Origin of the sequence: Curtobacterium sp. NPDC087082 (assembly GCF_044745045.1) — a bacterium.
Taxonomy (GTDB): Bacteria; Actinomycetota; Actinomycetes; order Actinomycetales; family Microbacteriaceae; genus Curtobacterium.
Map to the genome: position 1 here is coordinate 1 of NZ_JBIUZN010000007.1, position 25,055 is coordinate 25,055.

The 25,055-nt window shown below is 73.2% G+C and carries 22 protein-coding genes; 13 read left to right on the plus strand and 9 right to left on the minus strand.

Annotated elements, in window-relative coordinates; all coding sequences use genetic code 11:
• Window positions 1-182: 182 nt before the first annotated feature.
• The 4 genes from ACIPEP_RS16775 to rimK all read right to left on the minus strand — a co-directional run bounded on the left by ACIPEP_RS16775 (window position 183) and on the right by rimK (window position 6,233).
• Window positions 183-1,169 carry an NAD-dependent epimerase/dehydratase family protein gene (locus tag ACIPEP_RS16775; protein ID WP_402717867.1) on the minus strand — a complete coding sequence of 329 codons (987 nt, stop codon included), beginning with the start codon at window positions 1,167-1,169 and terminating at the stop codon, window positions 183-185.
• Window positions 1,166-3,880, minus strand: coding sequence for an alpha/beta fold hydrolase (locus ACIPEP_RS16780; RefSeq protein WP_402717868.1), 2,715 nt, complete (start codon window positions 3,878-3,880; stop codon window positions 1,166-1,168). The genes ACIPEP_RS16775 and ACIPEP_RS16780 overlap by 4 nt, the downstream gene beginning before the upstream one ends.
• Window positions 3,877-4,950, minus strand: a complete 1,074-nt coding sequence (locus ACIPEP_RS16785; protein WP_070419407.1) for a 3-oxoacyl-ACP synthase III — start codon at window positions 4,948-4,950, stop codon at window positions 3,877-3,879. Before ACIPEP_RS16785 ends, ACIPEP_RS16780 begins: the two co-directional genes overlap by 4 nt.
• An 89-nt stretch (window positions 4,951-5,039) precedes the next feature.
• On the minus strand, window positions 5,040-6,233 hold the full coding sequence (gene rimK / locus ACIPEP_RS16790; RefSeq protein ID WP_070418032.1) for a 30S ribosomal protein S6--L-glutamate ligase: 1,194 nt from the start codon (window positions 6,231-6,233) through the stop codon (window positions 5,040-5,042).
• Between the two features lie 64 nt (window positions 6,234-6,297).
• Here rimK and ACIPEP_RS16795 point away from each other — a divergent pair, with 64 nt between their 5' ends.
• Entirely contained in the window at window positions 6,298-6,780 is a 483-nt protein-coding gene (locus ACIPEP_RS16795) for a RimK/LysX family protein (RefSeq protein WP_070418031.1), read from the plus strand.
• Between the two features lie 212 nt (window positions 6,781-6,992).
• Here ACIPEP_RS16795 and ACIPEP_RS16800 read toward each other — a convergent pair whose 3' ends face one another.
• A complete protein-coding gene (locus tag ACIPEP_RS16800) occupies window positions 6,993-7,886 on the minus strand; it encodes an alpha/beta hydrolase (RefSeq protein ID WP_402717869.1) in 894 nt (297 codons plus the stop codon).
• A 117-nt stretch (window positions 7,887-8,003) separates the two neighbouring features.
• Window positions 8,004-8,594, minus strand: a complete 591-nt coding sequence (locus ACIPEP_RS16805) for a TetR/AcrR family transcriptional regulator (protein WP_402717870.1) — start codon at window positions 8,592-8,594, stop codon at window positions 8,004-8,006.
• 53 nt (window positions 8,595-8,647) lie between these two features.
• Here ACIPEP_RS16805 and ACIPEP_RS16810 point away from each other — a divergent pair, with 53 nt between their 5' ends.
• Entirely contained in the window at window positions 8,648-9,859 is a 1,212-nt protein-coding gene (locus tag ACIPEP_RS16810; protein ID WP_402717871.1) for an MFS transporter, read from the plus strand.
• On the opposite strand, the gene ACIPEP_RS16815 is transcribed toward ACIPEP_RS16810, so the two are convergent.
• Window positions 9,765-10,103, minus strand: a complete 339-nt coding sequence (locus ACIPEP_RS16815) for a hypothetical protein (RefSeq protein WP_309776780.1) — start codon at window positions 10,101-10,103, stop codon at window positions 9,765-9,767. The genes ACIPEP_RS16810 and ACIPEP_RS16815 overlap by 95 nt on opposite strands.
• Before the next feature lie 64 nt (window positions 10,104-10,167).
• On the opposite strand from ACIPEP_RS16815, the gene ACIPEP_RS16820 reads away from it, so the two are divergent.
• From ACIPEP_RS16820 to ACIPEP_RS16835, 4 genes are all read left to right on the plus strand, one after another.
• The gene (locus ACIPEP_RS16820; protein WP_402717872.1) at window positions 10,168-11,433 is read left to right on the plus strand and encodes a sensor histidine kinase; all 1,266 of its coding nucleotides are present in this window, start codon (window positions 10,168-10,170) and stop codon (window positions 11,431-11,433) included.
• Entirely contained in the window at window positions 11,415-12,095 is a 681-nt protein-coding gene (locus ACIPEP_RS16825) for a response regulator transcription factor (RefSeq protein ID WP_071295732.1), read from the plus strand. Before ACIPEP_RS16820 ends, ACIPEP_RS16825 begins: the two co-directional genes overlap by 19 nt.
• A gap of 137 nt (window positions 12,096-12,232) precedes the next feature.
• Entirely contained in the window at window positions 12,233-13,114 is an 882-nt protein-coding gene (locus ACIPEP_RS16830; protein WP_070418024.1) for an ABC transporter ATP-binding protein, read from the plus strand.
• Window positions 13,111-14,187 carry an ABC transporter permease gene (locus tag ACIPEP_RS16835; RefSeq protein WP_070418023.1) on the plus strand — a complete coding sequence of 359 codons (1,077 nt, stop codon included), beginning with the start codon at window positions 13,111-13,113 and terminating at the stop codon, window positions 14,185-14,187. Before ACIPEP_RS16830 ends, ACIPEP_RS16835 begins: the two co-directional genes overlap by 4 nt.
• Before the next feature lie 108 nt (window positions 14,188-14,295).
• Here the strand turns inward: ACIPEP_RS16835 and ACIPEP_RS16840 are convergent, their stop codons facing one another.
• On the minus strand, window positions 14,296-14,799 hold the full coding sequence (locus ACIPEP_RS16840; protein WP_070418022.1) for a flavin reductase family protein: 504 nt from the start codon (window positions 14,797-14,799) through the stop codon (window positions 14,296-14,298).
• Window positions 14,796-15,308 carry an NADPH-dependent FMN reductase gene (locus tag ACIPEP_RS16845; protein ID WP_402717873.1) on the minus strand — a complete coding sequence of 171 codons (513 nt, stop codon included), beginning with the start codon at window positions 15,306-15,308 and terminating at the stop codon, window positions 14,796-14,798. Before ACIPEP_RS16845 ends, ACIPEP_RS16840 begins: the two co-directional genes overlap by 4 nt.
• A gap of 631 nt (window positions 15,309-15,939) precedes the next feature.
• On the opposite strand from ACIPEP_RS16845, the gene ACIPEP_RS16850 reads away from it, so the two are divergent.
• The 7 genes from ACIPEP_RS16850 to ACIPEP_RS16880 are packed head-to-tail and all read left to right on the plus strand — an operon-like array spanning window position 15,940 to window position 24,985.
• Complete coding sequence (locus ACIPEP_RS16850) at window positions 15,940-17,121, plus strand: sugar ABC transporter substrate-binding protein (protein WP_070418020.1); 1,182 nt, start codon at window positions 15,940-15,942, stop codon at window positions 17,119-17,121.
• Window positions 17,118-18,749 carry a sugar ABC transporter ATP-binding protein gene (locus tag ACIPEP_RS16855; RefSeq protein ID WP_071295728.1) on the plus strand — a complete coding sequence of 544 codons (1,632 nt, stop codon included), beginning with the start codon at window positions 17,118-17,120 and terminating at the stop codon, window positions 18,747-18,749. The genes ACIPEP_RS16850 and ACIPEP_RS16855 overlap by 4 nt, the downstream gene beginning before the upstream one ends.
• A complete protein-coding gene (locus ACIPEP_RS16860) occupies window positions 18,749-19,786 on the plus strand; it encodes an ABC transporter permease (RefSeq protein WP_070418018.1) in 1,038 nt (345 codons plus the stop codon). The genes ACIPEP_RS16855 and ACIPEP_RS16860 overlap by 1 nt, the downstream gene beginning before the upstream one ends.
• Before the next feature lie 31 nt (window positions 19,787-19,817).
• The gene (gene rutA, locus ACIPEP_RS16865; protein ID WP_402717874.1) at window positions 19,818-20,930 is read left to right on the plus strand and encodes a pyrimidine utilization protein A; all 1,113 of its coding nucleotides are present in this window, start codon (window positions 19,818-19,820) and stop codon (window positions 20,928-20,930) included.
• On the plus strand, window positions 20,927-21,835 hold the full coding sequence (locus tag ACIPEP_RS16870) for a carbon-nitrogen hydrolase family protein (RefSeq protein ID WP_402717875.1): 909 nt from the start codon (window positions 20,927-20,929) through the stop codon (window positions 21,833-21,835). Before rutA ends, ACIPEP_RS16870 begins: the two co-directional genes overlap by 4 nt.
• Window positions 21,832-23,484 carry an amidase gene (locus tag ACIPEP_RS16875; protein WP_402717876.1) on the plus strand — a complete coding sequence of 551 codons (1,653 nt, stop codon included), beginning with the start codon at window positions 21,832-21,834 and terminating at the stop codon, window positions 23,482-23,484. The genes ACIPEP_RS16870 and ACIPEP_RS16875 overlap by 4 nt, the downstream gene beginning before the upstream one ends.
• A gap of 43 nt (window positions 23,485-23,527) precedes the next feature.
• On the plus strand, window positions 23,528-24,985 hold the full coding sequence (locus ACIPEP_RS16880) for an MFS transporter (RefSeq protein ID WP_402717877.1): 1,458 nt from the start codon (window positions 23,528-23,530) through the stop codon (window positions 24,983-24,985).
• Window positions 24,986-25,055: the final 70 nt, after the last annotated feature.

The following is a 25,055-nucleotide window of genomic DNA, read 5'->3' on the forward strand; positions in this document are numbered from 1 at the left end:
GCCCGCGCGCGCGCCCCCCCCCGCCGCCCCCCTTCTGTCGCACCAATTGTCCCCCCCCCCCCCCCCCCCCCCCCCCCCCCCCCCGGGGGGGGGGGGCCCCCCCCCCCGCGGGGGGCCCCCCCCCCCCCGCGCCTCCAGTCCGCTACGGTCGTGACCCTCGGGTCGGGCGCGACGGCCTGGGTCTACGTCGCCGCCGACGAGGCCTGAGCGGCAGCGAGCCGGCCGAGCCCCTCGTCGATCGACACCGCGGGCGTCCACTGCAGGTCACGACGGGTGCGCCGCTGGTCGAACCAGTGCGCCGTCGACAGCTGCTCGGCGAGGAACCGGGTCATCGGCGGCTCGTCCTCGCCTGGACGTACCCGCCAGACCGCCTCGACGAGCGACCCTGCGAACCGGGCCACCCCGGCCGGCACGTGCACCCGCGGCGCCGGGACCCCGGACGCGGTGCAGATCCCGGCGAGCAGGTCCCCGACGGGCCGGGGTTCCCCGTTCGTCACGACGTACGCGTTGCCGTGCACCCCGTCGTCGGCGGCGTGGTCGAGCGCGGCGACCATCGCGGACGCGGCGTTGTCGACGTAGAGCGTGTCGATGAGCGCGGCGCCGGAGTCGAGCAGCGGCAGGCGCCCCGTGCGGGCACGGTCGACGATCCGGCCGACGAGCTGCGTGTCGCCGGGACCCCACACGAGGTGCGGGCGGACGGCGACGACGGCGAACCCGGGAGCGTCCGCGGCGAGTGCGAGCAGCTCGGCCGCGGCCTTCGTGCGGGCGTAGTCGCCGCGGGCCCGCGCGGGCTCGGCGGGTCCGGCGTCCGCGCCGACGAGGGACGACCCGGTGTGCGCGACCGAGGGCGAGGAGACGAACACGAACCGCTCGACGCCGGCGCCACGTGCAGCGTCGAGGAGCGTCCGGGTGCCGTCGACGTTCACGCGGACGAAGTCGTCGGGGTCGCCGGCGAGCGAGACCTTTGCGGCGAGGTGGACGACCGCCTCGACGCCGTCGACGGCCCGGGCCACGGCTGCGGGGTCGGTCATGCTGCCGAGCACGTCCGACACTCCCTCGACCCCGGAGGGCCGTCGCTGGAACGTCCGGACCTCGTGTCCCGCAGCACGCACGGCCGCGGCGGTCGCCTGCCCGAGGAACCCGCTCGCACCGGTGACGAGGACCCTCACGGCCGGACCATCCGTCCACCGGACAGCACCGAGGCCGCCCACCGGGACAGCCGTGCACGGTCGACCTTCGAGTTGTGCCGGATGTCGGTCGGGAGCTCGGGCACCGTCAGCACCGCGGCGACGGGGATCCCCGCGGCAGCCCGGACGGCCCGGGCGAGGTCGGGGTCGGCGAGTGCTGGCCGACGAGTGCGGCGCCCACCGGTCGTCTCCACGACGGCGACGGCCTGCTGCGTGCCGCGGGGCCCGATGCCGGCGAGCCCGGCGCGGCCGACACCGGGGACGCGCTCGATCCGCTGCTCGGGACCGACGGGCGTGACGACCCCGTCCGCCGTGGTGAGCACGTGCTGCAGGCGTCCCTCGACCCAGAGCCGACCGGCATCGTCGAGGTGGCCGACGTCGCCCGTGCGGTGCCCGCGCGGGTCCGGCACGCCGAGCCGCGACACCCGGTTCTGGCGCCAGAGCCGGTCGTACCGCTCGCGGACGTGCGGCGCCGCGACGACGATCTCGCCCGTGACGCCCGGGTCCTCGGTCAGCGCTCCGGACGGCTCGCCCGAGTCGTCGAGCGGGGCGATCCGCACGCGGACGCCGGTGGCGGGGCGGCCCACGCAGATGCCGTCCTCGTCCGGGGCGTCGGCGGCCGCGGCGCGCACGCCGTCGAGGTCGACGTCGGTCATCAGCAGCCCCTCGGTCATCCCGTAGGGCGTGTGGGCGCTCGCGTTCGGCATGAGCTCGGTGGCCGCGGCCAGCAGCGCGGCCGACACCGGAGCACCGGCCGACAGGAACAGCCGCACGCGACCAAGCGCCGCACGGTCCGCTGCCGTGAGTGCGCCGGCGGTGGCCACGACGTTCGCGACGGCCGCGGGTGACAGGAACACGACGGTGGCGTCCGCTGCGGTGACCGAGTCGGCGACCGCCCGAGCGGTCAGGGTCCGGGGCGCGGTGACGTCCATGTCGGGTGCGACCGACCGGGCGCCGAGCGCGGGACCGAGGAGCGCGAACGGGGCGAACCCGGCGACGAGGCCGGTGCCGACGCCGATGTCGTACTGCGCCGCGAGGGTGTCGCGGACCGCGCCGAGCTGCCCGTGCGTGTACACGACGCCCTTTGCCGGCCCGGTCGACCCGGACGTGAAGAGGACCGCGGCCGGCGCGTCGGACGACGGCGCTCCGGGCAGCGCGGTGCCCCGTGCGAGGCGCTGCGCTCCGCGTCGTGCGACCTCGACGAGCGTGTGCTCGACCCGGAGCGCCCGACGAGCAGGCGCCGGCAACGACACCGTCGCGATGCGCCGACCGGGCCAGCCGAGCGCCCGTGCGGCCCCGAGGCCGGGCAGCGCGCCGATGATCCAGTCGGGACGGGCACCGCGCACCGCACGGGTCAGGCCGCGCAGGCCGAGCCCGGCATCAGCCACGACGACGACCGCCCCGATGCGCACGCTGGCGTACAGGACGGCGGTCAGGTCGGCGCCGGGGGTGACGAGGAGCGAGACACGGTCACCGGCGCGGACGCCGAGGTCGACCAGTCCGGCCGCGATCTCGTCGACCCGGCGGGCGAGCAACCGCCACGAGACGGTCCGGGGACCGCCGGCGGCGGCCATCTCGACGAGCGCGGCTTCGTCGCTGTCGCGCAGCTCGTCGAGTGCGGCCCAGAGCGGGCGGCGCACGTCGGCGTCGTCGTCGCTGGGGGCCAGGAGGGACGGCTCGGCCCCCGCGGGCACGCGCCCGTCCGGCAGGTGGTCACCGAGCCACTCGACGACCGTCCCGGCGACGTCGGCGTCGTCCGGCAGCAGGTGCCCGGCGCCCTCGAAGCGGTGGACGTCCGCGTGCGGCAGCCGCTCCGCGAGGTCGTCGAGGTAGCGCTCCAGGAACACCGGGTCGCGCGGCCCCCACATCACGAGGGCGGGGACCTCGAGCGCGGCGACGCCGGCGGCGATCCGGTCGAGCTCGGGTGCGCTCGGGTGGTCGCCGTCGACGGGGATGTCGGCCACGAACCCGCCGACGCCCCCACGACGGGCCGCTCCGCGGTAGGGCGCGCGGTAGGCATCCGCGGTGGGACGATCGAGCCGCGGGTGGGCGATCGCGAGCGTCGTCTCGAGGAACGCCGGCGTCAGCACGGTGGCACGGCCGAGGAGCTCCGGACGGAGCGCGAGCCGCAGCGGTGCGGGGATCGGGGCGTCGTCGGGCTGGTGCACCGCGGTGTTGCACGTCGTGACGGCCACCACGAGGTCCGGGTGGTCGACCGCCCAGCCGAGGGAGACGACACCGCCCCAGTCGTGCCCGAGGGTGACCACCGGGCCGGACAGCCCGAGTTCGTCGGTCAGCGCGCCGAGGTCCCGCACGCGGTCCGCGAGCCCGTGCTGCACGCCGGTGCGCTCCGAGAAGCCCATGTCGAGCTGGTCGACCGCGACGACCCGCCACGCCGGACCACCGGCGGCGGCGACGTCGAGCGAGGTGCGGAGCACCGACCGCCACAGGTACGACCAGGTCGGGTTGCCGTGCACGCACAGCAGGGTGCCGACGGGTTCCACGCCGAGCGCGGCCAGGGAGCCGGCCGTGTCGAGGAGGTGCCACGACCGCTCGGGGCGAGCCGTGCCTCCTGGACCCACAGCGGCGGGGACCGTGACGATGCGCGACCAGGCGGGGTCGAGTCCGGGCAGGGGCGGCGGGGGCGTCGCCGGAGCCGTGGCAGCGGCGACGCGCGGGAGGCCGGACCTCACCAGCGCAGTTCCATCATCGCCGTGTTGATGCCGGAGCCGACACCGCCGAGGAACACCCGGTCACCGGGGCGGATCGCACCGCGGGCGACCTCGTCCGCGAGGGTGATCGGGATCGACGCCGGACCGACGTTGCCGAAGCGCTCGTACGTCGTCGGGACCTTGTCGCGCGGGACGCCGATGGCCTCGACGAAGGCGTTCGTGTGCACGTCGGAGACCTGGTGGAGCACGTAGCGGTCCATGTCGGCCCAGTCGAAGTGGGAGCGTGCCTCGTTCCAGGCGGCGACGACGAGTTCCATGCCGCCCTTGAGGAGCATCTTCGCGTCGGTGAACATGCCGTCGACGCTGCCGACGCAGAGGTCGTACCACTGGGTCGCCGCTCGGGTGACGCCGCCGACGATCCGGTGGCCGCCCGGGTGCATGTCCGCCGGGCCGAGCACGGCCGCGGCGGCGCCGGACCCGAGCGTCAGGCTGGCGAACTCGCTCATGAAGTCCTTGCGGTTGCGGCCGCCCTGGTTCAGGCGCTCGATGGTGTTGAGCTGCACCTGGTCGGCGTCCTCGCCGTCCACCACGAGTGCGTACTTGATCTGACCGGAGTCGATCATGCCCGCGGCGACGCTCATCGCGTTGACGAACCCGAGGCAGGCGTTCGCGATGTCGAAGTTGATCGCGGACGAGGGCAGGCCGAGCCCGTGGTGCAGGCGCACGGCGACCGACGGCTCGAGGTGCGGGCGCGTCACCGACGTGTTGATGAGCAGGCCGACGTCTTCGGGGCGGATGCCCGCCTCGGCCATGGCGCGGCGTCCGGCGTCGATGGCGGCGTCCTGGAAGGACTGGCCCTCGCCCCAGTTCCGGCGTTCCTTGACCCCGGCCACGCGCTCGAGGAGCCCCATCGGCAGGCGCAGGCGTCGCAGCACCCCGCGGAGCTTCTCCTCGATGTCGGCCGAGGTGGTCACGCGTTCCGCCACGGTCGTCGCGACGGAGAGCAGCGCGACGTTGTCGTGCTTGGCCGTGGCGTTGCCGGGCCGCTCCGTTTCGGTGCTCGTCGCCTGGTCGACCGGCCGTTCCGTCATGATCGTCACCGACACATACTTCCGCATCTGGCCTGGGTACGCGATCCGGATGCGCTGACAGGCGGGGGACAGTGCACTCCGGATGTGCCTCACGCCTCGGGCTGACGCGGCTCCTTGGGCAGCTTGCGCACCTTCGCACGGCGCTTCCGGCGCTCGGGGATCATCGAGCGCATCTCCTCGAGCTTGCCGAAGCAGAGCAGGCGGTCGCCGGGCTCGAGGGCCACGCCGCTGCGCGGGTTCGGGATGACGCCCGAGCCGCGGTGCAGCGTCAGGACGGTGATGTCACGGTCCCAGAGACCGGACTCCTTGATGGTCTTCCCGACGAGGTCGGCGTTCGTGTGCACGAGCAGCTCGGCGACGCCGTAGCCGGTCGAGACGGAGAGCCGCTGCCGGACGTCGATCTCGGGGAAGGCCACCTGGTTCGCGATGAAGTCGATGATCGCGCCGGCGATGTCGAGGCCGGTAGCGCGCTCGATGCCCTCGAGCCCCGGGGAGGAGTTGACCTCCATCACGAGCGGCCCGTCGTTGCCCTCGAGCATGTCGACGCCGGCGACCCGCAGGCCCATGATCTGCGCCGAGCGGACGGCGGCCTCTTCGTACTCGGGCGTCAGCGTGACCTTCTCGACCGTCCCGCCGCGGTGCACGTTCGACCGGAACTCGTCGCCGGAGGCGCTCCGCCGCATCGCCGCGACCACCCGGTCACCGACGACGAGCGCGCGGATGTCCTTGCCGCGGCTCTCCGAGATGAAGCTCTGGATGAGCACGTTCTGCTTCGTGGAGTGCAGGGTCTCGACGATCGACTCGGCGACCTTCGCCTCGGGAGCGAGGATCACGCCGATGCCCTGCGTGCCCTCGAGCAGCTTGATCACGACGGGCGCTCCGCCGACGCGCTCGATCGCCCCGCGGACGTCGGCGCGGCCGTTCACGAACGTCGTCGCGGGCATGCCGATGTCGTGCCGCGAGAGGATCTGGTTCGCCCGCAGCTTGTCGCGCGAGTTCGTGATCCCGTTGGCGGTGTTCGGCGTGTAGACGTCCATCTGCTCGAACTGCCGGACCACTGCGGTGCCGTAGTACGTGATCGAGTTCCCGATGCGCGGCAGCACGGCGTCGTAGTCGGACAGGAGCTTGCCGCGGTACTGCAGGTCGGGGTCGTCGCCGGTCAGGTCGATCGCGAACCGGAGCGTGTTGAGCACCTTCACCTCGTGCCCGCGGTCGATCGCGGCGGCCCGGAGGCGCTCCGTCGAGTACGCGTGCGGCGCACGCGACAGGATGGCGAGTTTCATCGGGGAGGCTCCGGGGTTGGTATCGACGGCGACGCTCCATCCAAGCATGCGACAGGATGGGCACATGGCCCGAGTACCGAAGTCCCCGAACGGCGGTCTCGTGGTCGCCGGCTGGCGGGAGTGGGCGGCCCTGCCGAGCCTCGGCATCCCGTGGATCAAGGTGAAGCTCGACACCGGTGCGCGCAGCTCGGCGCTGCACGCGTTCGACCTCGAGGAACTCCCCGGCGACCGGGTCCGCTTCTCGGTGCACCCCTGGCAGGACACCGACGCCGACGCCGTCACGATCGAGTGCGACGTGCACGACCGGCGCATCGTCCGGAGCTCCACCGGGCACACCCAGGAGCGCATCGTGGTCCTCACCGAGATGTCCCTCGCCGGGCGTGTCTTCGAGGCCGAGGTCACGCTGAGCAACCGCGACCAGATGGGCTTCCGGATGCTCGTCGGCCGCGAGGCACTGCGCCAGGGGTTCCTCGTCGACCCGGCTCGCTCGTTCATGGCCGGCCGGGCGCCGAAGGAGATCCGCCGCCGCAACCGCGGTCGCGCCTGACGGCTCGCCGAGCTCGCCGCCGAGGCGGTGCGCGGCCCGCGCGGGATCCGCTGAAGTCGTTCGCGCCGTGACCGTTCCGGTTCGCGGATCCCGGGGATCGTGAACCGGAACGGTCACCGACGAGACCGGGAACGTCAGTCGGCTCGATCAGCCGACGGACGGGAGGGACGGTGCGGGGCCGACCCGCGCCTCCAGGCCGCCGTCGGCGCGGGTCAGGCCTGCAGGTGCCGACCCAGGAACCGCAGCTGCTGCGGCGCGAGCCGCCGCCAGTAGGCGGTGGTGTGCCCGCCCGGCTCGAACCCGCCGGCCGGTGCGGTCGCGAAGCCGTCGACGTACGCGCGGACGGCGGGCTCGAACCCGTCGCCGGTGCCGCAGTCGACGCGGACCGCGACGCCGTCGAGCGAGGACTGTCGGCCGAGCACCGTGTTCGCGGCGAAGTCCGCGGGGTCGTCGAAGGCGCCACGCGCCGTCTCCCCCGCCGACCGCCACAACGCGGGGCTGACCGCGGAGACCGCACGCACCCGCGCCGAGCCGAGCACGCCGGCGAGGTGGAGTGCGCCGTAGCCGCCCATCGAGTAGCCGGTGAACGCGAGCCGTGCGGTGTCGAACCCGCGGCGGGCGAGCAGCGGCAGGAACTCGTCGACGACCATCGCGGCCGGGTCGTCGCCGTCCGCGCGTCGGTGCCAGTAGCGGTTGCCGCCGTCGACCGCGGCGATGGCGAACGGCGCTCCGCCCGCGGCGACGTACGCGGCGAGGAACCGGTCGTAGCCGAGGTGGGAGCCGAAGAAGTCCGCGTGGTCGTCGCCGTAGCCGTGCAGGGCGACCGCGATCGGCAGGGGCCCGTCGGACTGCGGCGCGGCGATCGTCCAGCCGACCTCGAGGCCCTTCCGAGCGCGGGACGTGAACGACCCGGACACCGTCGGCACCGGCGTGACGTCGGGGACGGTGCCCGCCGGGCCGTCGAGGCCGAGCACGCGGTACATCGTCGAGCGGCCGGGGAGCAGCCGGAGGTTCACGGCCTCGGCAGCGGCACCGGCCACGACGACCGCGGTGCCGCCCACGAGGAGGGAGCGGCGGGTGATCCGGGCCGCGCGCGAGCTGCTCATGCGAGGGGGACGATGCCGTCCGCGGTCACACGCGTCGTCACGAGGGTCGAGGAGATCCGCTGCACACCGGGCAAGCTACCGAGTCGGGTACCGGAGCACCTCGGGTACACGCGGACGTCAGGTGTGAAGTCGCGCAGGAACCGGTCGCTCCGCCGACCCGAGGAGCGCGTCGGCGACGGCACGCGCCGTAGCGGTCCCGAGGCCCGGTTCGCGGAGGCGCATCGCGAGGTACCCCGAGACGAGGAGCAGCAGCTGCTCGGCGAGTGCCCCCGCGTGTGCGCCGACCACGGGCTCGGCCGACTCGGTCAGGCGTCGCCGCAGGGTGTCCGTCTCGCGGTCGAGGACCGCGCGGACGTCGGACGGGGCGTGGACGTACTCGGCCGCCGTGCCGAGGAACGCGCACCACCGCGACCCCGACGGCGTGGAGCGGTACGCGTCGAGGGCGTCGAACACCGCCAGCAGTCGGCCGCGGTCGTCATCGGCGGCGTCGACGGCCCGGTCCCACGCGGCGAGCCAGTCGTCGTGTCGACGGGCCAGTGCCGCGGCGACGAGCGACTCCTTGCTGGCGTACCCGCGGTAGAGCGTGGCGCTCGAGATCCCCGCGCGCTCGAGGACGGCGTCGATCGGCGTCGCGGCGATGCCCCGGGTGAAGAAGAGCTCCTCGGCGGCGTCGAGCAGCTTCTGCTCGGTTCCTGGACGCATCGCCATGAGAGCACCCTAGGCTCTCAAAAGTGAAACGATCGTTTTCGTTACGACAGTCGGTGTTCCTGGGGAGCGGCCTCGGCCTGATCGCCGCGACGTACGGCCTGGTCCGGCTGGCGTACGGGCTGTTCCTGCCCGACGTCCAGCGGGACCTCGGGCTGCGCGCCGACGCTGCGGGGTGGGTCTCCTCCGGAGCCTCGGCGATGTACTGCGTCGGCGCCGTGGTCGGGTACCGCTGTGCCGGCCGCGTGCCCCGGGTCCTCGTGGCGGTCGCCGCCGTCGTCGCGGGCGGTGGTGCACTCGGCATGGCCGCGGCCGGCGACCCCACGGCGTTCGCGATCGCGTCGGTCGTCGGTTCGGCGGGCGCGGGACTGGCCTCGCCCGCACTCGTCAGTCTCGTGACGACCCTCGTGCCGCAGCCGGCACAGGGCCGGGCGCAGGCCGTGGTGAACGCCGGGACGGGCCCCGGCCTCGTCGCCGCAGGCGTGCTCGCGCTCGTGCTCCTACCCGACTGGCGGACTGCGTGGATATGGTCCGGGATCGCGGCGCTGGTCGTCGGGTCGGTCCTGCTCGCGTCCTCGTGGTCGCCCCGCCGGACGGCGACGGCCGGGCAGACCCCCACGAAGCGAGCACCGGCCCCGGACCGGGCGTGGTGGACGGCGCACCGTGCGGTCCTCGTGCTCGCCCTGCTCTTCGGCGCAGGGTCGGCGGTCGTGTGGACGTACGGCCGCTCGGTGCTCGTCGACGCCGGCGCACCGGTCGCCGTCTCGGTGTCCGCGTGGATCGCGCTCGGCGCGGGCGGTGCCGCCGTCGTGGCGACCGCCCGGTGGACGAGTCGGCTCCGTGCCCGGACGCAGTGGACGCTCACCACCGCCGCCGTCGCCCTCGGTGTGCTGGCGCTCGGCACGGTGCCGCAGTGGACGCCCGTGGCGCTCGTCGCGTGCGCCGTGTTCGGCTGGGGGTACACGGCGGCGACCGGCGCCCTGATCGCGTGGACCACCGAGGTCGATCCGGAGCGGTCGTCGGCCGGCACCTCGGTGCTCTTCGTGGCGCTCGTCCTCGGCCAGGCCGGCGGTGCGGCGGCGGCCGGAGCGGTCGTCGAACCGCTGGGGTCGCTCGGCACGTTCGGGGCCGGGGCGCTCGTGACGGCCGCCTGCGCGGTGCTCGGTGCGCGGGTCAGAGCAGCGGGCGCAGCTCGATCTTCCGGTTGCACGCCACCGACGCCTCCTGCGCGACCCGCCGCGCGGTCTCGGCGTCCGGCAGGTCCATGACCCAGAACCCGGCGACGAACTCGGCCGGGTCCCCGACGAGCCCCGGGGTCGTGGTCGGCTCGGCACGGCGGGCGTCGACCACCACGGCGTCCGACGGCGCGGACACCCCGGCCGCGAAGACGACGGCGTCGCCGAGCCGCTCGTTGAGCGCGTCGACCGCGTCCGCCTCGGTCCGTGTTGCGGACTCGGTCCGACCGGCGGCCTCGGCCTGCCCGTCGTCGATGACGTTGACGAGGAACTGCATGGTGCCTCCCCTGTTCGGTTGGCGGCAGGCTACTCCGACCACCGCACCCGCTACCGTGGTGACCATGGGGACGACCGCGGAGTGGTCACGGCTGCCGGTGGGGCGCCGCGAGTTCCGCCAGGACGCCCTCCTCGCACTCGTCCTCGGCGCCGGACTGGCGATCACCACGATGCTCTACGGGTCGGCCGGGACCTACGGCGACGACCAGGCAGCGTGGTGGGTCTCGGCGCTGCTCGTCGTGGCGAACGCCGCACCGGTCGCGTTCCGCCGCCGCTGGCCGATGACGATGGCGGTCGTCTCCGCGCTGGCCTTCGCGGCGACGCAGATCCTGCACGTGCCCGAGGTCTTCCTCGTGAACTTCACGCTGTTCATCGCCCTGTACACGGTCGGTGCGTGGTGCTCGGACCGTGTGCGCGCCGAGGTCGTGCGCTGGGTGGTCATCGGCGGCATGTTCGCCTGGCTGTTCGTCGCGATCGCCTTCGGCTGGGCGGTGCCGAACGCGCTGCCGAACGACGACGGCGGCCTCATCCCGCCGTACATCGCGCTCTCGCTGCTCAACATCGTGATCAACGTCATCTACTTCGGCGCCGCCTGGTACGCCGGCAACCGGGCCTGGGCGTCGGCGGTGGCGAAGCACGAGCTCGACCTCCGCACCGCCGAGCTCGCCGCCGAACGCGAGCGGAGCGCTGCCCAGGCCGTGACGATCGAGCGCGTGCGCATCGCCCGCGAACTCCACGACGTCGTGGCGCACCACGTGTCACTCATGGGGGTGCAGGCCGGCGCGGCTCGACGCGTGATCGGCCACGACCCTGAGCAGGCGACGGCGTCGCTCGGCGTGGTCGAGCAGAGCGCCCGGACCGCCGTCGAGGAGCTCCGCCGGATGCTCGGCACCCTGCGCGCCGACGAGGACGGCGGCGACGACGTCCGCGCCGCTCCGAGCACCGAGGCGCTCGGCCGGATCGGCGAGCTCGCCGACTCGGCCCGGACGGCGGGGCACCCGACCGAGTACGTCGTGGTCGGCAGCGTCCGCGACGTCCCGCCCACGGTCTCGGCGGTCGCCTACCGGATCGCGCAAGAGGCCGTGACGAACGTCCTCAAGCACGCCGGCCCGACGGCCCGGGCGGACGTCCGGGTGCGGTACCTCGACGACGGCGTCGAGGTCGAGGTCACCGACGACGGACACGGCGACCGGGCACCGCGGAACACCGCGGGCAGCGGACTCGGCCACGTGGGGATGCGCGAACGCGTCGCCGCGGTGGGCGGACGGATCGAGATCGGGCCGCGCGCCCGGGGAGGCTGGCTGGTGCGGGCATGGCTGCCGACGACCTGACCATCGTGCTCGCGGACGACCAGGACCTCGTCCGGGCCGGGTTCCGCGTCATCCTCGAGTCCGAGCCGGGGTTCCGGGTCGTCGGCGAGGCCGCTGACGGCGCCGAGGCGGTCGAGGCCGTGCGGACGCTCCGACCGGACGTGGTGTGCCTCGACGTCCAGATGCCGAACGTCGACGGGCTCGAGGCGGCGCGTCGGATCGCCGCGCTCCCGGAGCCACCGGCCGTGCTCGTCCTGACGACCTTCGACCACGACGACGCCCTCTTCCAGGCGCTCGAGGCCGGGGCGAGCGGGTTCCTGCTGAAGAACGCCTCCCCCGAGCGGCTGATCGATGCCGTCCGCACCGTGGCGGCCGGCGACGCGCTGCTCGCCCCGGACGTGACCCGCCGGGTGATCAGCCGCGCGACCGCCGGGTCCGGGGCGCCCGCGGCACCGGACGGCGACGAGGCGGTCGTCACGGCAGGGCTGACCGAGCGTGAGACCGAGGTCCTCCGGCTGCTCGCCCGCGGGCTGAGCAACGCCGAGATCGCGACGGAGCTGTGGGTCGGTGAGGCGACCGTGAAGACCCACGTGTCGAACGTCCTCCAGAAGCTCGGACTGCGCGACCGCATCCAGGCGGTCGTCTGGGCCTTCGAGCACGGCGTGGCCGGAACCCCCGCCTAGACCCCCGTCCGACCCGTGCTCCCCCACGCGGCGGAGCCCGCAGTGCCCCGATCCCCGTCGCCAGCCGGAGGCGCCCGTCGCACCCCGCGCAATAGCGTCGACGCAGGCGGAGCGAACCGCCGCGAGAGGGGAACGACATGCTCACCATCGACGGGGTGACCAAGCAGTACGGCGACCGCCGCGTGCTCGACGACGTGACGTTCACGGTCGGCGACGGACGCCTGACCGGGTTCGTCGGCGGCAACGGCGCCGGCAAGACCACCACGATGCGGATCCTGCTCGGCGTGCTCCAGGCCGACGCCGGCACCGTGTCCATCGACGGCACCACGATCGGCCCGGCCGACCGTCGCCGCTTCGGCTACATGCCGGAGGAGCGCGGGCTCTACCCGAAGATGCCGGTCGCCGAGCAGATCACGTACTTCGCCCGGCTGCACGGCGTCGACAAGCGCACCGCGGCGAGCCGCACCACCGACCTGCTCGACCGGCTCGGCCTGGCGCCGCACGCCACCGACGCCGTCGAGAAGCTGTCCCTCGGCAACCAGCAGCGCGTGCAGGTCGCCGCCGCGCTCGCCCACGACCCCGAGGTCCTCGTGCTCGACGAGCCGTTCTCCGGCCTCGACCCGATGGCCGTCGACGTCGTGCTCGCCGTCCTGCGCGAGGCAGCGGCGGGCGGCGTGCCCGTGCTGTTCTCGAGCCACCAACTGGACGTCGTCGAGCGGCTCTGCGACGACGTCGTGGTGATCGCCGGGGGCACGATCCGCGCCGCCGGTCCGCAGGACGAACTGCGGAAGCAGGCCGGCCCGGCCGCGTGGGAGCTCCTCGTCGACGGGGACGTCGCCTGGCTCCGCGACGAACCGGGCGTCACCGTCCGCGAGTTCGACGGCGGGTACGCCGTGTTCGAGGCCGACGACGCCACCGCGCAGCGCGTCCTGCAGCGGGCCGTCCAGCACGGCACCGTCGGGTCGTTCTCGCCGCGTGTCCCGCGGCTCAGCGAGGTCTTCCGGGAGGTCGTCCGATGAACGGCTCATTCGTCCAGTCCGTGCGGCTCGTCGCCGCGCGCGAGATCCAGGCCCGCGTCCGCAGCAAGGCGTTCGTCGTGTCCGCCTGCATCCTCATCCTCATGGTCGTCGCGTCGATCGTCGTCGGCGGCATCGTCGGCAAGGCCACGGCGGGCGACACCACCCCGGTCGCGGTCGTCGACGGGGTCAGCCTGCCGACGAGCAAGGGGCTCGACGTCACCGAGGCGCCGACCGCCGCAGCCGCCGAACGACTCGTCGAGAACGGTGACGTCGACGCGGCGGTCCTGCCGTCCGACGACCCGCTCGGCTACAAGGTCGTGGGGCTCGACGACGCCCCGACCGACGTCGTCCAGGCGCTGAGCGTCTCCCCCCGCATCGAGCTGCTCGACCCGAACGCGATCCCCGGTGGACTGATCTACATCGTGGCGCTGGCCTTCGGCGTCGTGTACTTCGCGTCCGCCGTGACCTTCGGTCAGTCGATCGCGCAGAGCGTCGTCGAGGAGAAGTCCACCCGCGTCGTCGAGATCCTGATGGCGGCGATCCCGGCCCGGGCACTCCTGGCCGGCAAGGTCCTCGGCAACAGCGTCATGGCGTTCGCGCAGATCGTCGCGGTGGCGATCGCGGCGGCGGTGACGCTCGCGGTCACCGGGCAGGACAACATGTTCACGGTGCTCGGCCCGAGCATGCTCTGGTTCGTCGGGTTCTTCGCGATCGGCTTCGTGCTCATCGCATCGCTGTTCGCGGCGGCCGCGGTGCTCGTCTCCCGTCAGGAGGACGTCGGCAGCGTCACCACCCCCGTGATGATGCTCGTGATGATCCCGTACATCCTCATCATCGTCGCGTACAACAACCCGACGATCCTCGGCGTGATGTCCTACGTGCCGTTCAGTGCGCCGATCGGGATGCCGATGCGGATCTTCCTCGGGACCGCCGAGTGGTGGGAGCCGATCCTGTCCCTCGTCATCGTGGCGGTCTCGGTCGTGCTCGTCGTGGTCGTCGGCGCCCGGATCTACGAGAACGCGCTGCTGCGCACCGGCAGCCGGGTGAAGCTGACGGAGGCACTGCGCGGCTGACGCCGCAGGACCGGACGGGAGGCGGGGGGGGGGGGGGGGGGGGGGGGCCGGGCCCCCCCCCCCCCCCCCCCCCCCCCCCCCCCGCCTCCCGTCCCTGCGTCAGCGCGCTCAGGCGCTGAGCGTCGCGAAGGCGGACCGGTGCCAGACCAGCGGGCTGTGCGCGAAGTCCGACATGAGCCCGAGGACCCGGAGCACGACGATGTCGTGGTCACCCGCCGGGTAGGTGTGCTCGACGGCGCACTCGAGCCAGATCGGAGCCCCCTCGAGGAAGACCGACCCCGACTCGGACACCGTCGTGTCGACGCCGACGAACCGGACCGACTTGTCCTTCGACGCGAGCTGCCGGGTGACCTGCGCGTGCCCCTCGCCGAGGATCGAGACCCCGATCGTGCCGGCCGCACGCAGCACCGGCCACGTCGACGACGTGTGCTGCACCGCGAACATCACGAGCGGCGGGTCCTGCGACACCCCCACGGTGAAGGACGACGCGACGAGCACGGTGGGCTCGTCGTCGACGACGGCGGCGAGCGCCGCGACCCCGCAGGGGAAGCCGGAGAACGCCTGACGGAGGGCGCCGAGGTCGGGGGCCTCGGGCGAGTAGGGGCTGATCATGAGCGGGTTCCTTCCTGGAGGCTCGCGGTCGCGCCGAGGACGACGTCGCGCCACCGGGCGAGCCAGACCTCGGTCGATGCGGGCTCGGAGTACTGCTTGTCGTTGAGGTACAGGGCCGGAGCCGGGACGGTCGCACCGAGCTCGACGAGCACGGGCTTGAGGAAGACCTCGGGGGCGAGGGCGTGCGCGGGGCCGGCGCCGAGCATGAGCGGGACGGCGACGACACCGGCGAGGCCGTCCCCGGTGGCGAACTGGTCGAGGAAGAGCTTGAGGACGCCGGTGTAGGTCGCCTTGAACGTGGGCGAGGCGACGACGAGGTCGGACGCGGCGACGGTGCGCACCGCTTCCGACACCGCGTCGTCGCCCCAGCCGAGCAGGCCCGGGCCGAGGTCGATCACGTCGACGACGTGGTCGGGTGCCCGACCGGTGAGGCGTTCGAGCACGACCGTGGCCGCGTCGAGCGTCCGCGATGCCGGCTTGGGGTTGCCGGCGACGACGGTGGTGATCATCGATCTGCTCCTGCGGTCGGGGACGGTGTGCGACTGCAGTCCATCCGCCGTTCGTTTCGCCTCCGTGGCGCGCCCGTATCGGGTGGGTTACGCCAGGGGGCGCCGGATGCCACGGCGGGAATGCCCTGGTCAGCGGGTGCCGCTCCGGGCGGGTCCGTCGCATTCCGCCAGCGGGGTCCGCTCGGCCGACCGCCGACTTGTGAGAGACGCGTTACCGGAAGTCGGCGCGATTGCTTCCGGGGTGTTTCGCCCGGGCGGCGCCGCCGCACGGACGCGCGGATCCGCACCGCTCCGGGGTGGGGCGGCGGGATCGCCCGCCCCGGAACGGCGCGGCACGGCGGCTCGTCGACGCCGTGGCGCCGGTGGCCTAACACCGGCGAAACAAACGCCTAACAGGACCGTTACCGCCGGGCACCCGCTGGCGGCCCGCAGCCCGTTACATTCGCATCAGCCCCACCGGAGCGGCCCCGTCATCCCCGACGCATCGCCCCCGGCGGAGCGCTCTCCCACACCCCGAAGTGACCGACGCCCCTCGTCGTCACGCCCACCCCGCGCCGCGGGGTGTTCGGCGTACCCGCAGCACCCGCACCCGTCACCCGTCCCCGCACCACGTCCTGGAGGTCCTCGACCGATGTCGTCCCCCGCACCCACCCGAACGCGGCTCGCACGTCCCGCGCTCCTGGCCGCCGCACTCAGCGGTGTGCTGTTCCTGTCCGCCTGCTCCGCCACCTCGACGGCCTCGACCGACTCGTCCGACGACTCCGCCGGGGTCGAGCACGCCACCAGCCAGATCACGGCGGCGAGCGTCGACCCGGAGTTCACCTTCGAGGGCAAGCCGTTCGACATGTCGAAGATCGCGGGCAAGACGATCTTCAACATCCCGAACTCGTCCGCCGTGCCGTTCATCGTGTCCGTCGACGAGGCGGGGCAGCAGCTCGCCGAGGAGTACGGCGCGAAGTGGATCGAGTACACGAACCAGGGCACGCCGACCGAGCAGTCCGCCGGCATCGACCAGGCGATCAGCCGGAAGGCCGACATCATCGTCCTCGCGCAGGGCGTCAACGGCGAGCTCATCGTCCCGGCGCTCAAGCGTGCGAAGGCCGCCGGCATCCCGGTGCTCATCAGCCACACGTACCAGACGGGTGAGGCGCTCCCCGACCAGCTGCAGGACCTCGTCGCCGCCCAGGTGACCGCGCCCTTCCACGAGGCCGCGAAGCTCAACGCCGACTGGGCCATCAAGGAGACGAAGGGCGCGGGCGACGTGCTCATCATCACCTCGTCCGAGGTCCCGCCGTCGGACGGCATCGTCAAGGCGATGCAGGAGGAGTTCGACGAGTACTGCTCGGGCTGCAAGGTGAAGGTGACGAACGTGCCGGTCGCCGACTGGGCGACGAAGATCTCGTCGACCGTCCAGTCCGCGATCCAGTCCGACCCGAACCTCGACTACGTCCTGCCCGTGTACGACTCGATGGCCCTCTTCGTCGAGGCCGGGGTGACGGCGGCCGGCAAGACCGGCCAGGTCTTCACGTCCTCGTACAACGGGACGCCCGCGGTGATGAAGATCCTGCAGGAGGGCAACGTCATGACGATGGACATCGGCGAGAACATGGAGTGGCTCGCCTACGCCACGCTCGACCAGGCCGGTCGCGTCCTGACCGACACCCCGATCATCGAGGACGGCGACGAGCAGACCCCGCTCAAGGTGTTCACGAAGGACAATGTCGACGAGGCGGGTACCCCGCCGGCGCCGAGCAAGGGCTACGGCGACGCGTACAAGACCGGGTACGAGGAGATCTGGGGTCCGGCGAAGTGAGCGCCACCCGGGAGGCACGGCGCAGCCCCGCAGCGTCCGCTGCGGTCGTCGAGGCCGGTGCGACCACCGCGCCGGTCCTGCGGATCAGCGGGCTCACCAAGCGGTTCGGCGGACTGACCGCGCTCGACGACGTCGAACTCGAGGTCCGTCCGGGCCAGGTGCACGCGCTGCTCGGCGAGAACGGTTCCGGCAAGTCGACCCTCATCAAGATCCTGTCCGGCACCTACGCGCCGGACCCGGGAGCGACGATCGAGGTCCGCGGCTCCCGGCTCCCGCTGCCGGTGCCTCCCGGGTACTTCCGCCGCGTCGGCATCAGCTTCGTGCACCAGGACCTGGCCCTCGTGCCGTCGCTCGGGGTGACCGAGAACCTCCGGCTCGCCACCGTCGTCGCCGGCCGCGGTCCGTTCGTCCGCTGGGGCGCCGAGCACCGGGCGGCCGCGGAGCTCTTCGCCCGCTACGGCGTGGACATCGACCCACGGGCCCGGATCGAGGAGCTGACCGACACGCAGAAGGCGCTCGTCGCGATCCTGCGGGCCGTCGCCGAGCTGGGTGACGACCGGGCGCTCATCGTCCTCGACGAACCGACGGTGTTCCTGCCGAAGGAGGACGCGGACCTGCTCTTCCGCGTCGTCAAGGACCTCGTGTCCGACGGCCGCACGTCGGCCCTCCTCGTGTCGCACGACATGTCCGAGGTCCTCGAGCACGCCGACCGCGTCACGGTCCTCCGGGCCGGTCGGGTCCAGGCGCACCGGGACACCGCGACCACGACCGCGGACGAGCTCGTCTCGCTCATCGTCGGACGCGGGCTCGACGGCGCGGCCGCACGCAGTGCCCGCCCCGCCACCACGGGCGACGCGGTCGTGACGGTCCGGGACCTCCGGGCCGGTGTCGTCGACGGGCTCTCGTTCGACGTCGCGGACGGCGAGGTCGTCGGCATCACCGGGCTCGCCGGCTCGGGCGTCGAGGACGTGCTTCCAGGCCTGTACGGCGCCCGGGCGGCGACCGGGACCCTCACGGTCCGGGACGCCACGGTCGACCTCGGCGCCACCAGCCCGGCGACCTCGATCGCCCGCGGGGTCGTCTACGTCCCCGCCGACCGCAAGCGCGAGGGCGGTGCCCTGACCCTGTCCGTCGAGCAGAACGTGACCCTGCCCGTCCTCGGGAAGCTCCGCGGACTGCTCGGGCTCTCGCCTGCACGGGAGCGGTCGCACGTCGAGGGCCTCGTCCGCGACTGGGACGTCCGTCCCGCCGACCCCTCCGCACTCTTCGGCACGCTCTCCGGCGGCAACCAGCAGAAGGCCGTCCTCGCGAAGTGGATGCAGGACGACCCGCGGCTCGTGCTGCTCCAGGAGCCGACGCAGGGCATCGACGTCGGCGCTCGTGCGGCGATCTTCTCGATGCTCCGCCGGACCGCCGACCAGGGCGTCTCGATCGTCTGCGCCTCGACCGACTACGACCAGCTCGCCCAGATGTGCGACCGGGTCGTGGTCCTCGCCCACGGCCGCGTCCACGACGTGCTCACCGGCGACCGGATCGACCGCGACGTCATCGCGGCGGCCGTCGTCGCCAGCCTCGTCGATCCCGCTCCCTCCTCCCCCGACTCCTCCCCCGTCAAGGAGACCGCCTGATGTCCACCACCGCCGAACCCGCCCTCGAGACGTCGATCGTCCGCCCCACCCGCCCGCGCTTCTCGTGGGGGCACACCGAGCGCTACGCCCTGCTCGGCGCCTGGCTCGTCATCGTGATCGCGTTCAGCATCGCGCTCCCCGACACCTACCCGACCCTCGGGAACCTGCAGAACATCCTCGGGTCCCAGTCGGTGCTGCTCATCCTGGCGCTCGGCTTCCTGTTCCCTCTGACCGCGGGTGAGTTCGACCTGTCCGGCGCCTCGACGATGTCGCTCTCCGCCATGACGATCGCCGTCCTCAACGCCAAGATGGACATCCCGCTGCTGCCGGCGATCCTGGTCGGCCTGGCGATCGGCGTGGTCGTCGGCCTGGTGAACGGCCTGCTCACGGTCGCGTTCCGGATCGACTCGTTCATCGTGACGCTCGGCACCTCGACGTTCATGATCGGGATCATCCAGTGGATGAGCGCGTCTTCGTCGGTGACCGGCATCGACCCGGCGCTCGTCCAGGCGACCGTCGGGTGGCGCGGGCTCGCCGGGCTGCCCCTGGCGTTCGTCTACGGCCTGATCGCCACCGTGGTCGTCCTCATCGTCCTCAGCGCCACCCCGGTCGGTCGACGGCTCCTGTTCGTGGGCACCGGTCGCACCGTCGCCGAGCTCTCCGGCCTGAACGTCCGCCGGCTCCGCGTCGGCGCGTTCGTCGGCGCGGGCCTCACCGCCGCGGTGGCCGGGGTCGTCTACGCCGGCACGCTCGGCGGAGCGGACCCCTCGAGCGGGCAGTCGTTCCTGCTCCCCGCGTTCGCCGCCTGCTACCTCGGGGCCACCGCGATCATCCCCGGGCGCTTCAACGCCATCGGCACCTTCATCGCCGTCTACTTCCTGTTCTCCGGCGTCGTCGGGCTCCAGATGCTCGGCGCCGACAACTTCGTCCAGCAGCTCTTCTACGGCGGTGCGCTCATCGTCGCCGTCGCGGTCTCCCAGACGATCCGACGGCACTCCGTCGCGAGCGCCGCCAAGGCCGCCGCCAAGCAGTCCTGACCCTCCTCCACACACAGAAAGCGAGTCCCCCATGGACATCGGAGTCTTCATCCCGATCGGCAGCAACGGCTGGCTCATCTCCACCACCTCGCCGCAGTACAAGCCCTCGTTCGACCTCAACCTCGAGATCGTGCAGAAGGCCGAGTCGTACGGCTTCGACTTCGCCCTGTCGATGATCAAGCTGCGCGGCTTCGGCGGCCCGAGCGGGTTCTGGGACGAGAACCTCGAGTCCTTCACCCTGATGGCCGGCCTCGCTGCCCGGACGGAGCGCATCCGCCTGTTCGCCACCACGGCCGTCCTCACCATCCCGCCGGCGATCGCCGCACGCATGGCCGCCACTATCGACTCGATCTCGCACGGGCGCTTCGGGCTGAACCTCGTCGCCGGGTGGCAGAAGGCGGAGTACGACCAGATGGGGCTCTGGCCGGGCGACGAGGTGCACTTCAAGCGTCGCTACGCCTACCAGACCGAGTACATGCAGGTCATGAAGGAGCTGTGGGAGGACGGCGTCAGCAACTTCCAGGGTGAGTACTTCCAGATGGACGACTGCCGGATGCTGCCGAAGCCGACGTCGCACATCCCGATCGTCTCGGCCGGGCAGTCCTCGCAGGGCATGGCGTTCGCGGCGGAGTACTCGGACTACAACTTCTCGATGGGCGTCGGCGTGAACACCCCGACCGCGTACGCCGAGCAGAACGAGGCGCTCCTCGCTGCGCGGGAGCAGACCGGGCGGGACGTCGGCTCGTACGTGCTGTTCATGGTCATCGCCGACGAGACCGACGAGGCCGCGCAGGAGAAGTGGCAGCGCTACAGCGACGGCGTGGACGTCGAGGCCATCGCCTGGATGACCGGGCAGGCGCTCACCGACACGAACGGTGAGGACGGCAACACGGCGAAGCGGATCTCGCTGCCGGAGGGTGCCGTGAACATGAACATGGGCACGCTCGTCGGCTCCTACGAGCACGTCGCGGCGATGCTCGACGAGGCCGCCGACGTCGCGGGCACGAAGGGCATCATGCTCGTGTTCGACGACTTCCTGCAGGGTATGGACGACTTCGGCACCCGCATCCAGCCGCTCATGCGCACCCGCGAGGGCGTCGTGTCGTCGGCGCCCGCCGTCACCCCGAGCGCGGTCACCGCATGACGGCCGGCAGCACGGCGCCGACCCTCGAGGTCGCGGTCGTCCAGGCCGGGCAGATCCCCGCCGACGGCGACGCCGCGCTCGACGGCCTCATCGCGCTGTTCGAGCAGGCTGCCGAGGGCGCCGACCTCGTCGTGTTCCCCGAGCTCACCACGACTCCCTACTTCTGCGGCGTCCGGAACGACAGCCGCAAGGCCTGGGCGCAGCCCGTGCCCGGTCCGGCGACGGCACGGTTCGCCGAGGCCGCGCGGCGACTCGGCACGGCGGTCGTCTTCGGCCTCTACGAGGACGCCGGCGACGCGCAGTACAACAGCGCGGTGCTCATCGACGCCGACGGCACCCTCGTCCACGGCACCGACGTGCACGGCGACCGCGTGCCGGCGTACCGGAAGACGTCGATCCCGACGAACGCGATCTCCGACGTCGACGAGAAGCACTACTTCGCGCCGGGGTCGGGGCCGGTCGTGTTCGACGCCCTCGGCACCCGCTTCGGCATGCTCATCTGCTACGACCGGAGCTTCCCCGAGTACTGGCTCGCGTCACGGGCCGCGGGTGCCGAGGTGATGCTCGTACTCGTCTCCTCGATGGGGTTCCGCGAGACGCTCTTCACGCAGGAGCTGCAGGTGCGCGCCCTCGAGACGCAGACCTGGGTCGTCGCCCCGAACCGCGGCGGCGAGGAGACCGTGGACGGCAAGACCGTGAGCTACTTCGGCCGCTCGTCGGTCGTGTCGCCCCGCGGCGAGCTCGTGGTCTCCGCCCCGGCGCACGAGGCCGGACCCATCGTCCGGGCGACGCTCGACGTCGCCGAGGTGGCCGCGGCGCGGGAGGACTTCCCGCTCGGGCGCGACCGGCAGCCCGGGGTGTTCCGGTACCTCGCGGACGCCCACGCCGCGGCGGTGCCGGCGTGACGGACGTGTTCGCGGTCGTGCGCGGGACGATCGCGCCCCAGCTGGAGCAGGCGCTGCACGACAGCCGCGCGAACCCGCTCCCGGCCGCCCCGTCGTCCCTGCCGGCGGAGCCCGGGCACAGCCAGGCGCTGTTCACCCGGCTCCTCGCGGCGGCGATCGACGCGGCACCGACGCCGGCAGCACCGGTCGCCCCCGGTCCGGCGTCCACGGTGTCCACGGCCGCGACGGCGTCCGACCCCGCCGCGGCGAGCGTCACCGAGCTGCTCGCGGCCTACCGCGACGGTTCCACCACCCCCGCCGCCGTCGTCGGAGCCCTCGCCCCGCACTGGACGAGCGACGACGTGTGGTCCGACGCCGTCCTCCGCCTGGTCGACGGCGCCGAGCAGGCAGCGGTCGAGTCGACCCGGCGCTGGGCCGCGGGCGAGGCCCGTGCGCTCGAGGGCGTGCCGTTCGCGGTGAAGGACATCATCGACGTCGCCAGCACGGTCGTCACGAGCGGCTCGCTGCAGACCGGTGACCGCGTGGCCCCCGCTGACGCCACCGTGGTCGCCCGGCTCCGTGCTGCCGGGGCGATCCCGGTGTTCACGGCCGCGACGACCGAGTTCGCCTGCGGCGGCCCGCACAACGCCCGGTACGGCGCCGTGCGGAACCCGTGGGACCCCGAGCGCTGGACGGGCGGGTCGTCGACCGGCTCCGGTTCCGCCCTCGCCGCACGCATCGTCCCGCTCGCGCTCGGGTCGGACACCGGCGGATCGATCCGGGTGCCGTCGGCGCTGTGCGGGACGACCGGCATCAAGCCGACGTACGGCCTCGTCCCGCGCACGGGCGTCGCGAGCCTGTCGTGGACGCTCGACCACGTCGGACCGATGGCCCGCACCGCCGAGGACCTCGCGCTCGTGCTCGCCGTGATCGCCGGTGGCGACGGGCAGGACCCCACGACGCACACCGCGGTCCCGCTCGTCGAGGCGGCACCGGGACGGATCGCGGGGATGCGCATCGGCGTGCCCCGGGCCTGGTTCACCGAGCGGGTGGACCGTGCGGTGCTCGACGCGCACGCGGCCGCGGTCGACCGGTTCGCGGCACTCGGGGCCGAGATCGTGCCGATCGAGTTCGACGACCTCGAGGCGATCGACGCCGAGTGCTGGACCGTCTTCTACGGCGAACTCGCGGCCAACCAGGAGGCCAACGCCGCCACCGCCGACCTGTTCGACGCCGGCACCCGTGCGCGGTTCGACGTCGCGTTCACACCGACGGCCGCGGACTACCTCCGGTCCCTCCGACGTCGTCCGCTCGTGCAGGCCGCGATGGTCGCACGGATGGACGAGGCCGGGGTCGACGTCGTCCTCACGCCGGGGATCGGTGCCACGGCGCCCCGACTCGACGACCTCACCATGACGGTCGACGGCGTGCCGTACAACCTGCACGACGTGATCCCCCGGAACACCCGGGTCTTCGACTACGTCGGCTTCCCGGCGCTCATGATGCCCGCCGGGACCGCGCCGGACGGTCTGCCGGTCGGCGTGCAGCTCGTCGCACGCCCCTGGGACGACCGACTCGTCCTGTCCGCCGCCGCCGCGTTCCAGGAGGTCACCGACCACCACCACCGGGTGCCGCCGGCATCCGCCACGAGAGGGTCGACCGATCAGTAACCGCACCACGGACGAGGACGGCGCCCGCCGACGCGCGTGGCAGGTGCTCTGCGCGTCGAGCCTGAGCGTCGTCCTCGTCTTCATCTCCTCGAGCGCCCTGCTCGTCGCGCTCCCCGACGTCAGCCGTGACCTCGACGCCTCCGCCCTGCAGTCCAGCTGGGTCCTGCTCAGCTACATGCTCACCACGACGACGCTCATCCTCGTCTTCGGCCGGATCGCAGACCTCGTCGGGCGTCGCCGTCTGTACATCGCCGGCATCCTCGTCTTCCTCCTCGCGTCGCTGGCGTGCGGTGCAGCACCGGACGCCGCCGTCCTGCTCGCCGCCCGACTCGTGCAGGGCGTGGGTGCGGCGGCCATCGTCACGAACACCACGGCGCTCCTCACCGACGTGTTCCCGGAGTCGATCCTGTCGCTCGGCCTCGGGCTGAACGCCACCGTCGCCGCCGTCGGACAGGTCATCGGTCCGGTCGTCGGCGGCCTCGTCGCGGAGTCGTTCGGCTGGCGGTGGATCTTCCTCGCCGGGGTCCCGATCTCGCTCGCGGGGCTCGTCTGGTCGCTGCGACTCATCCCCCGCACCGCCCGGCCACGCTCCGGCGAACGCCTCGACGTCCCGGGCTCGGTGCTCTCCGTGGCCGCGGTCGGACTGCTGGTCGGTGCGGTGTCGGTCGGCGGTTCCGCGGGCTGGGCCGCCGTCCCGGTGGTCGCGATGGCCTCCGGCGCGGTGCTGCTCGGAGCGGTGTTCGTGTGGACCGAGCGCCGGGTCCCGCACCCGCTCGTCGACCCGGCGATCTTCCGCGACCGGGCGACCATCACGCTGTTCTCGGCCGCCGGCCTGTGCGCGCTGTCGAGCTACGCCCTCGTGCTCCTGGCGTCCCTGTCGTTCCAGGCCGTCTCGGGCAAGGACGCCGTCGAGGCCGCGCTCTGGGTGCTCCCCACCCCGATCGGCACGACCGTGGCCGCGGCGAGCGCCGGGGTCCTCGCCCGCCGGGTGCCCGCGCGCACGCTCTCCACCATCGGCATGCTGCTCATCGCGGTCGGGGCAGCGGTCCTCGCGGGGTCGCTCGCCGACGACGGTGCCTACGCCGTGACGGCCGTCGGACTCGGTGCCGTCGGGGTCGGCACCGGGGTGTTCATGACGCCGAGCACCTCGGCCCTGATGACCCGCGTCCCGGAGCACCGCCGGGGCATCGCGAACGCCATCCGGTCGGCGCTGCAGAACGCGGGCTTCCTGTTCTCCACGGCGCTCGGTCTGGCGATCGCCACGAGCGGGCTCTCCGCCGCGCAGCAGGCCGCGGCGTACGACGGCAGCCTGCTCGGCCTGCCGGCGACCGACGTCCAGGCCTTCGTCGACGGCGTGCGCACCGCCGCGCTCACGTTCGCCGGGTGCGCGGTCGTCGGCGCGCTCATCGTCGCGTTCGGTCCGTTCGGCCCCCCGGACCGCCAGGCCCCGCTCCGACCGGACACGTCCGGCCCGGTGCCCGAGCCGGGGACGAGCGCATGACCGCCACGACGGGCACCGACCGCACGCAGGGGCCGACCGCCGGCCGACGTGCCGGGGTCGCGCCGCGCCT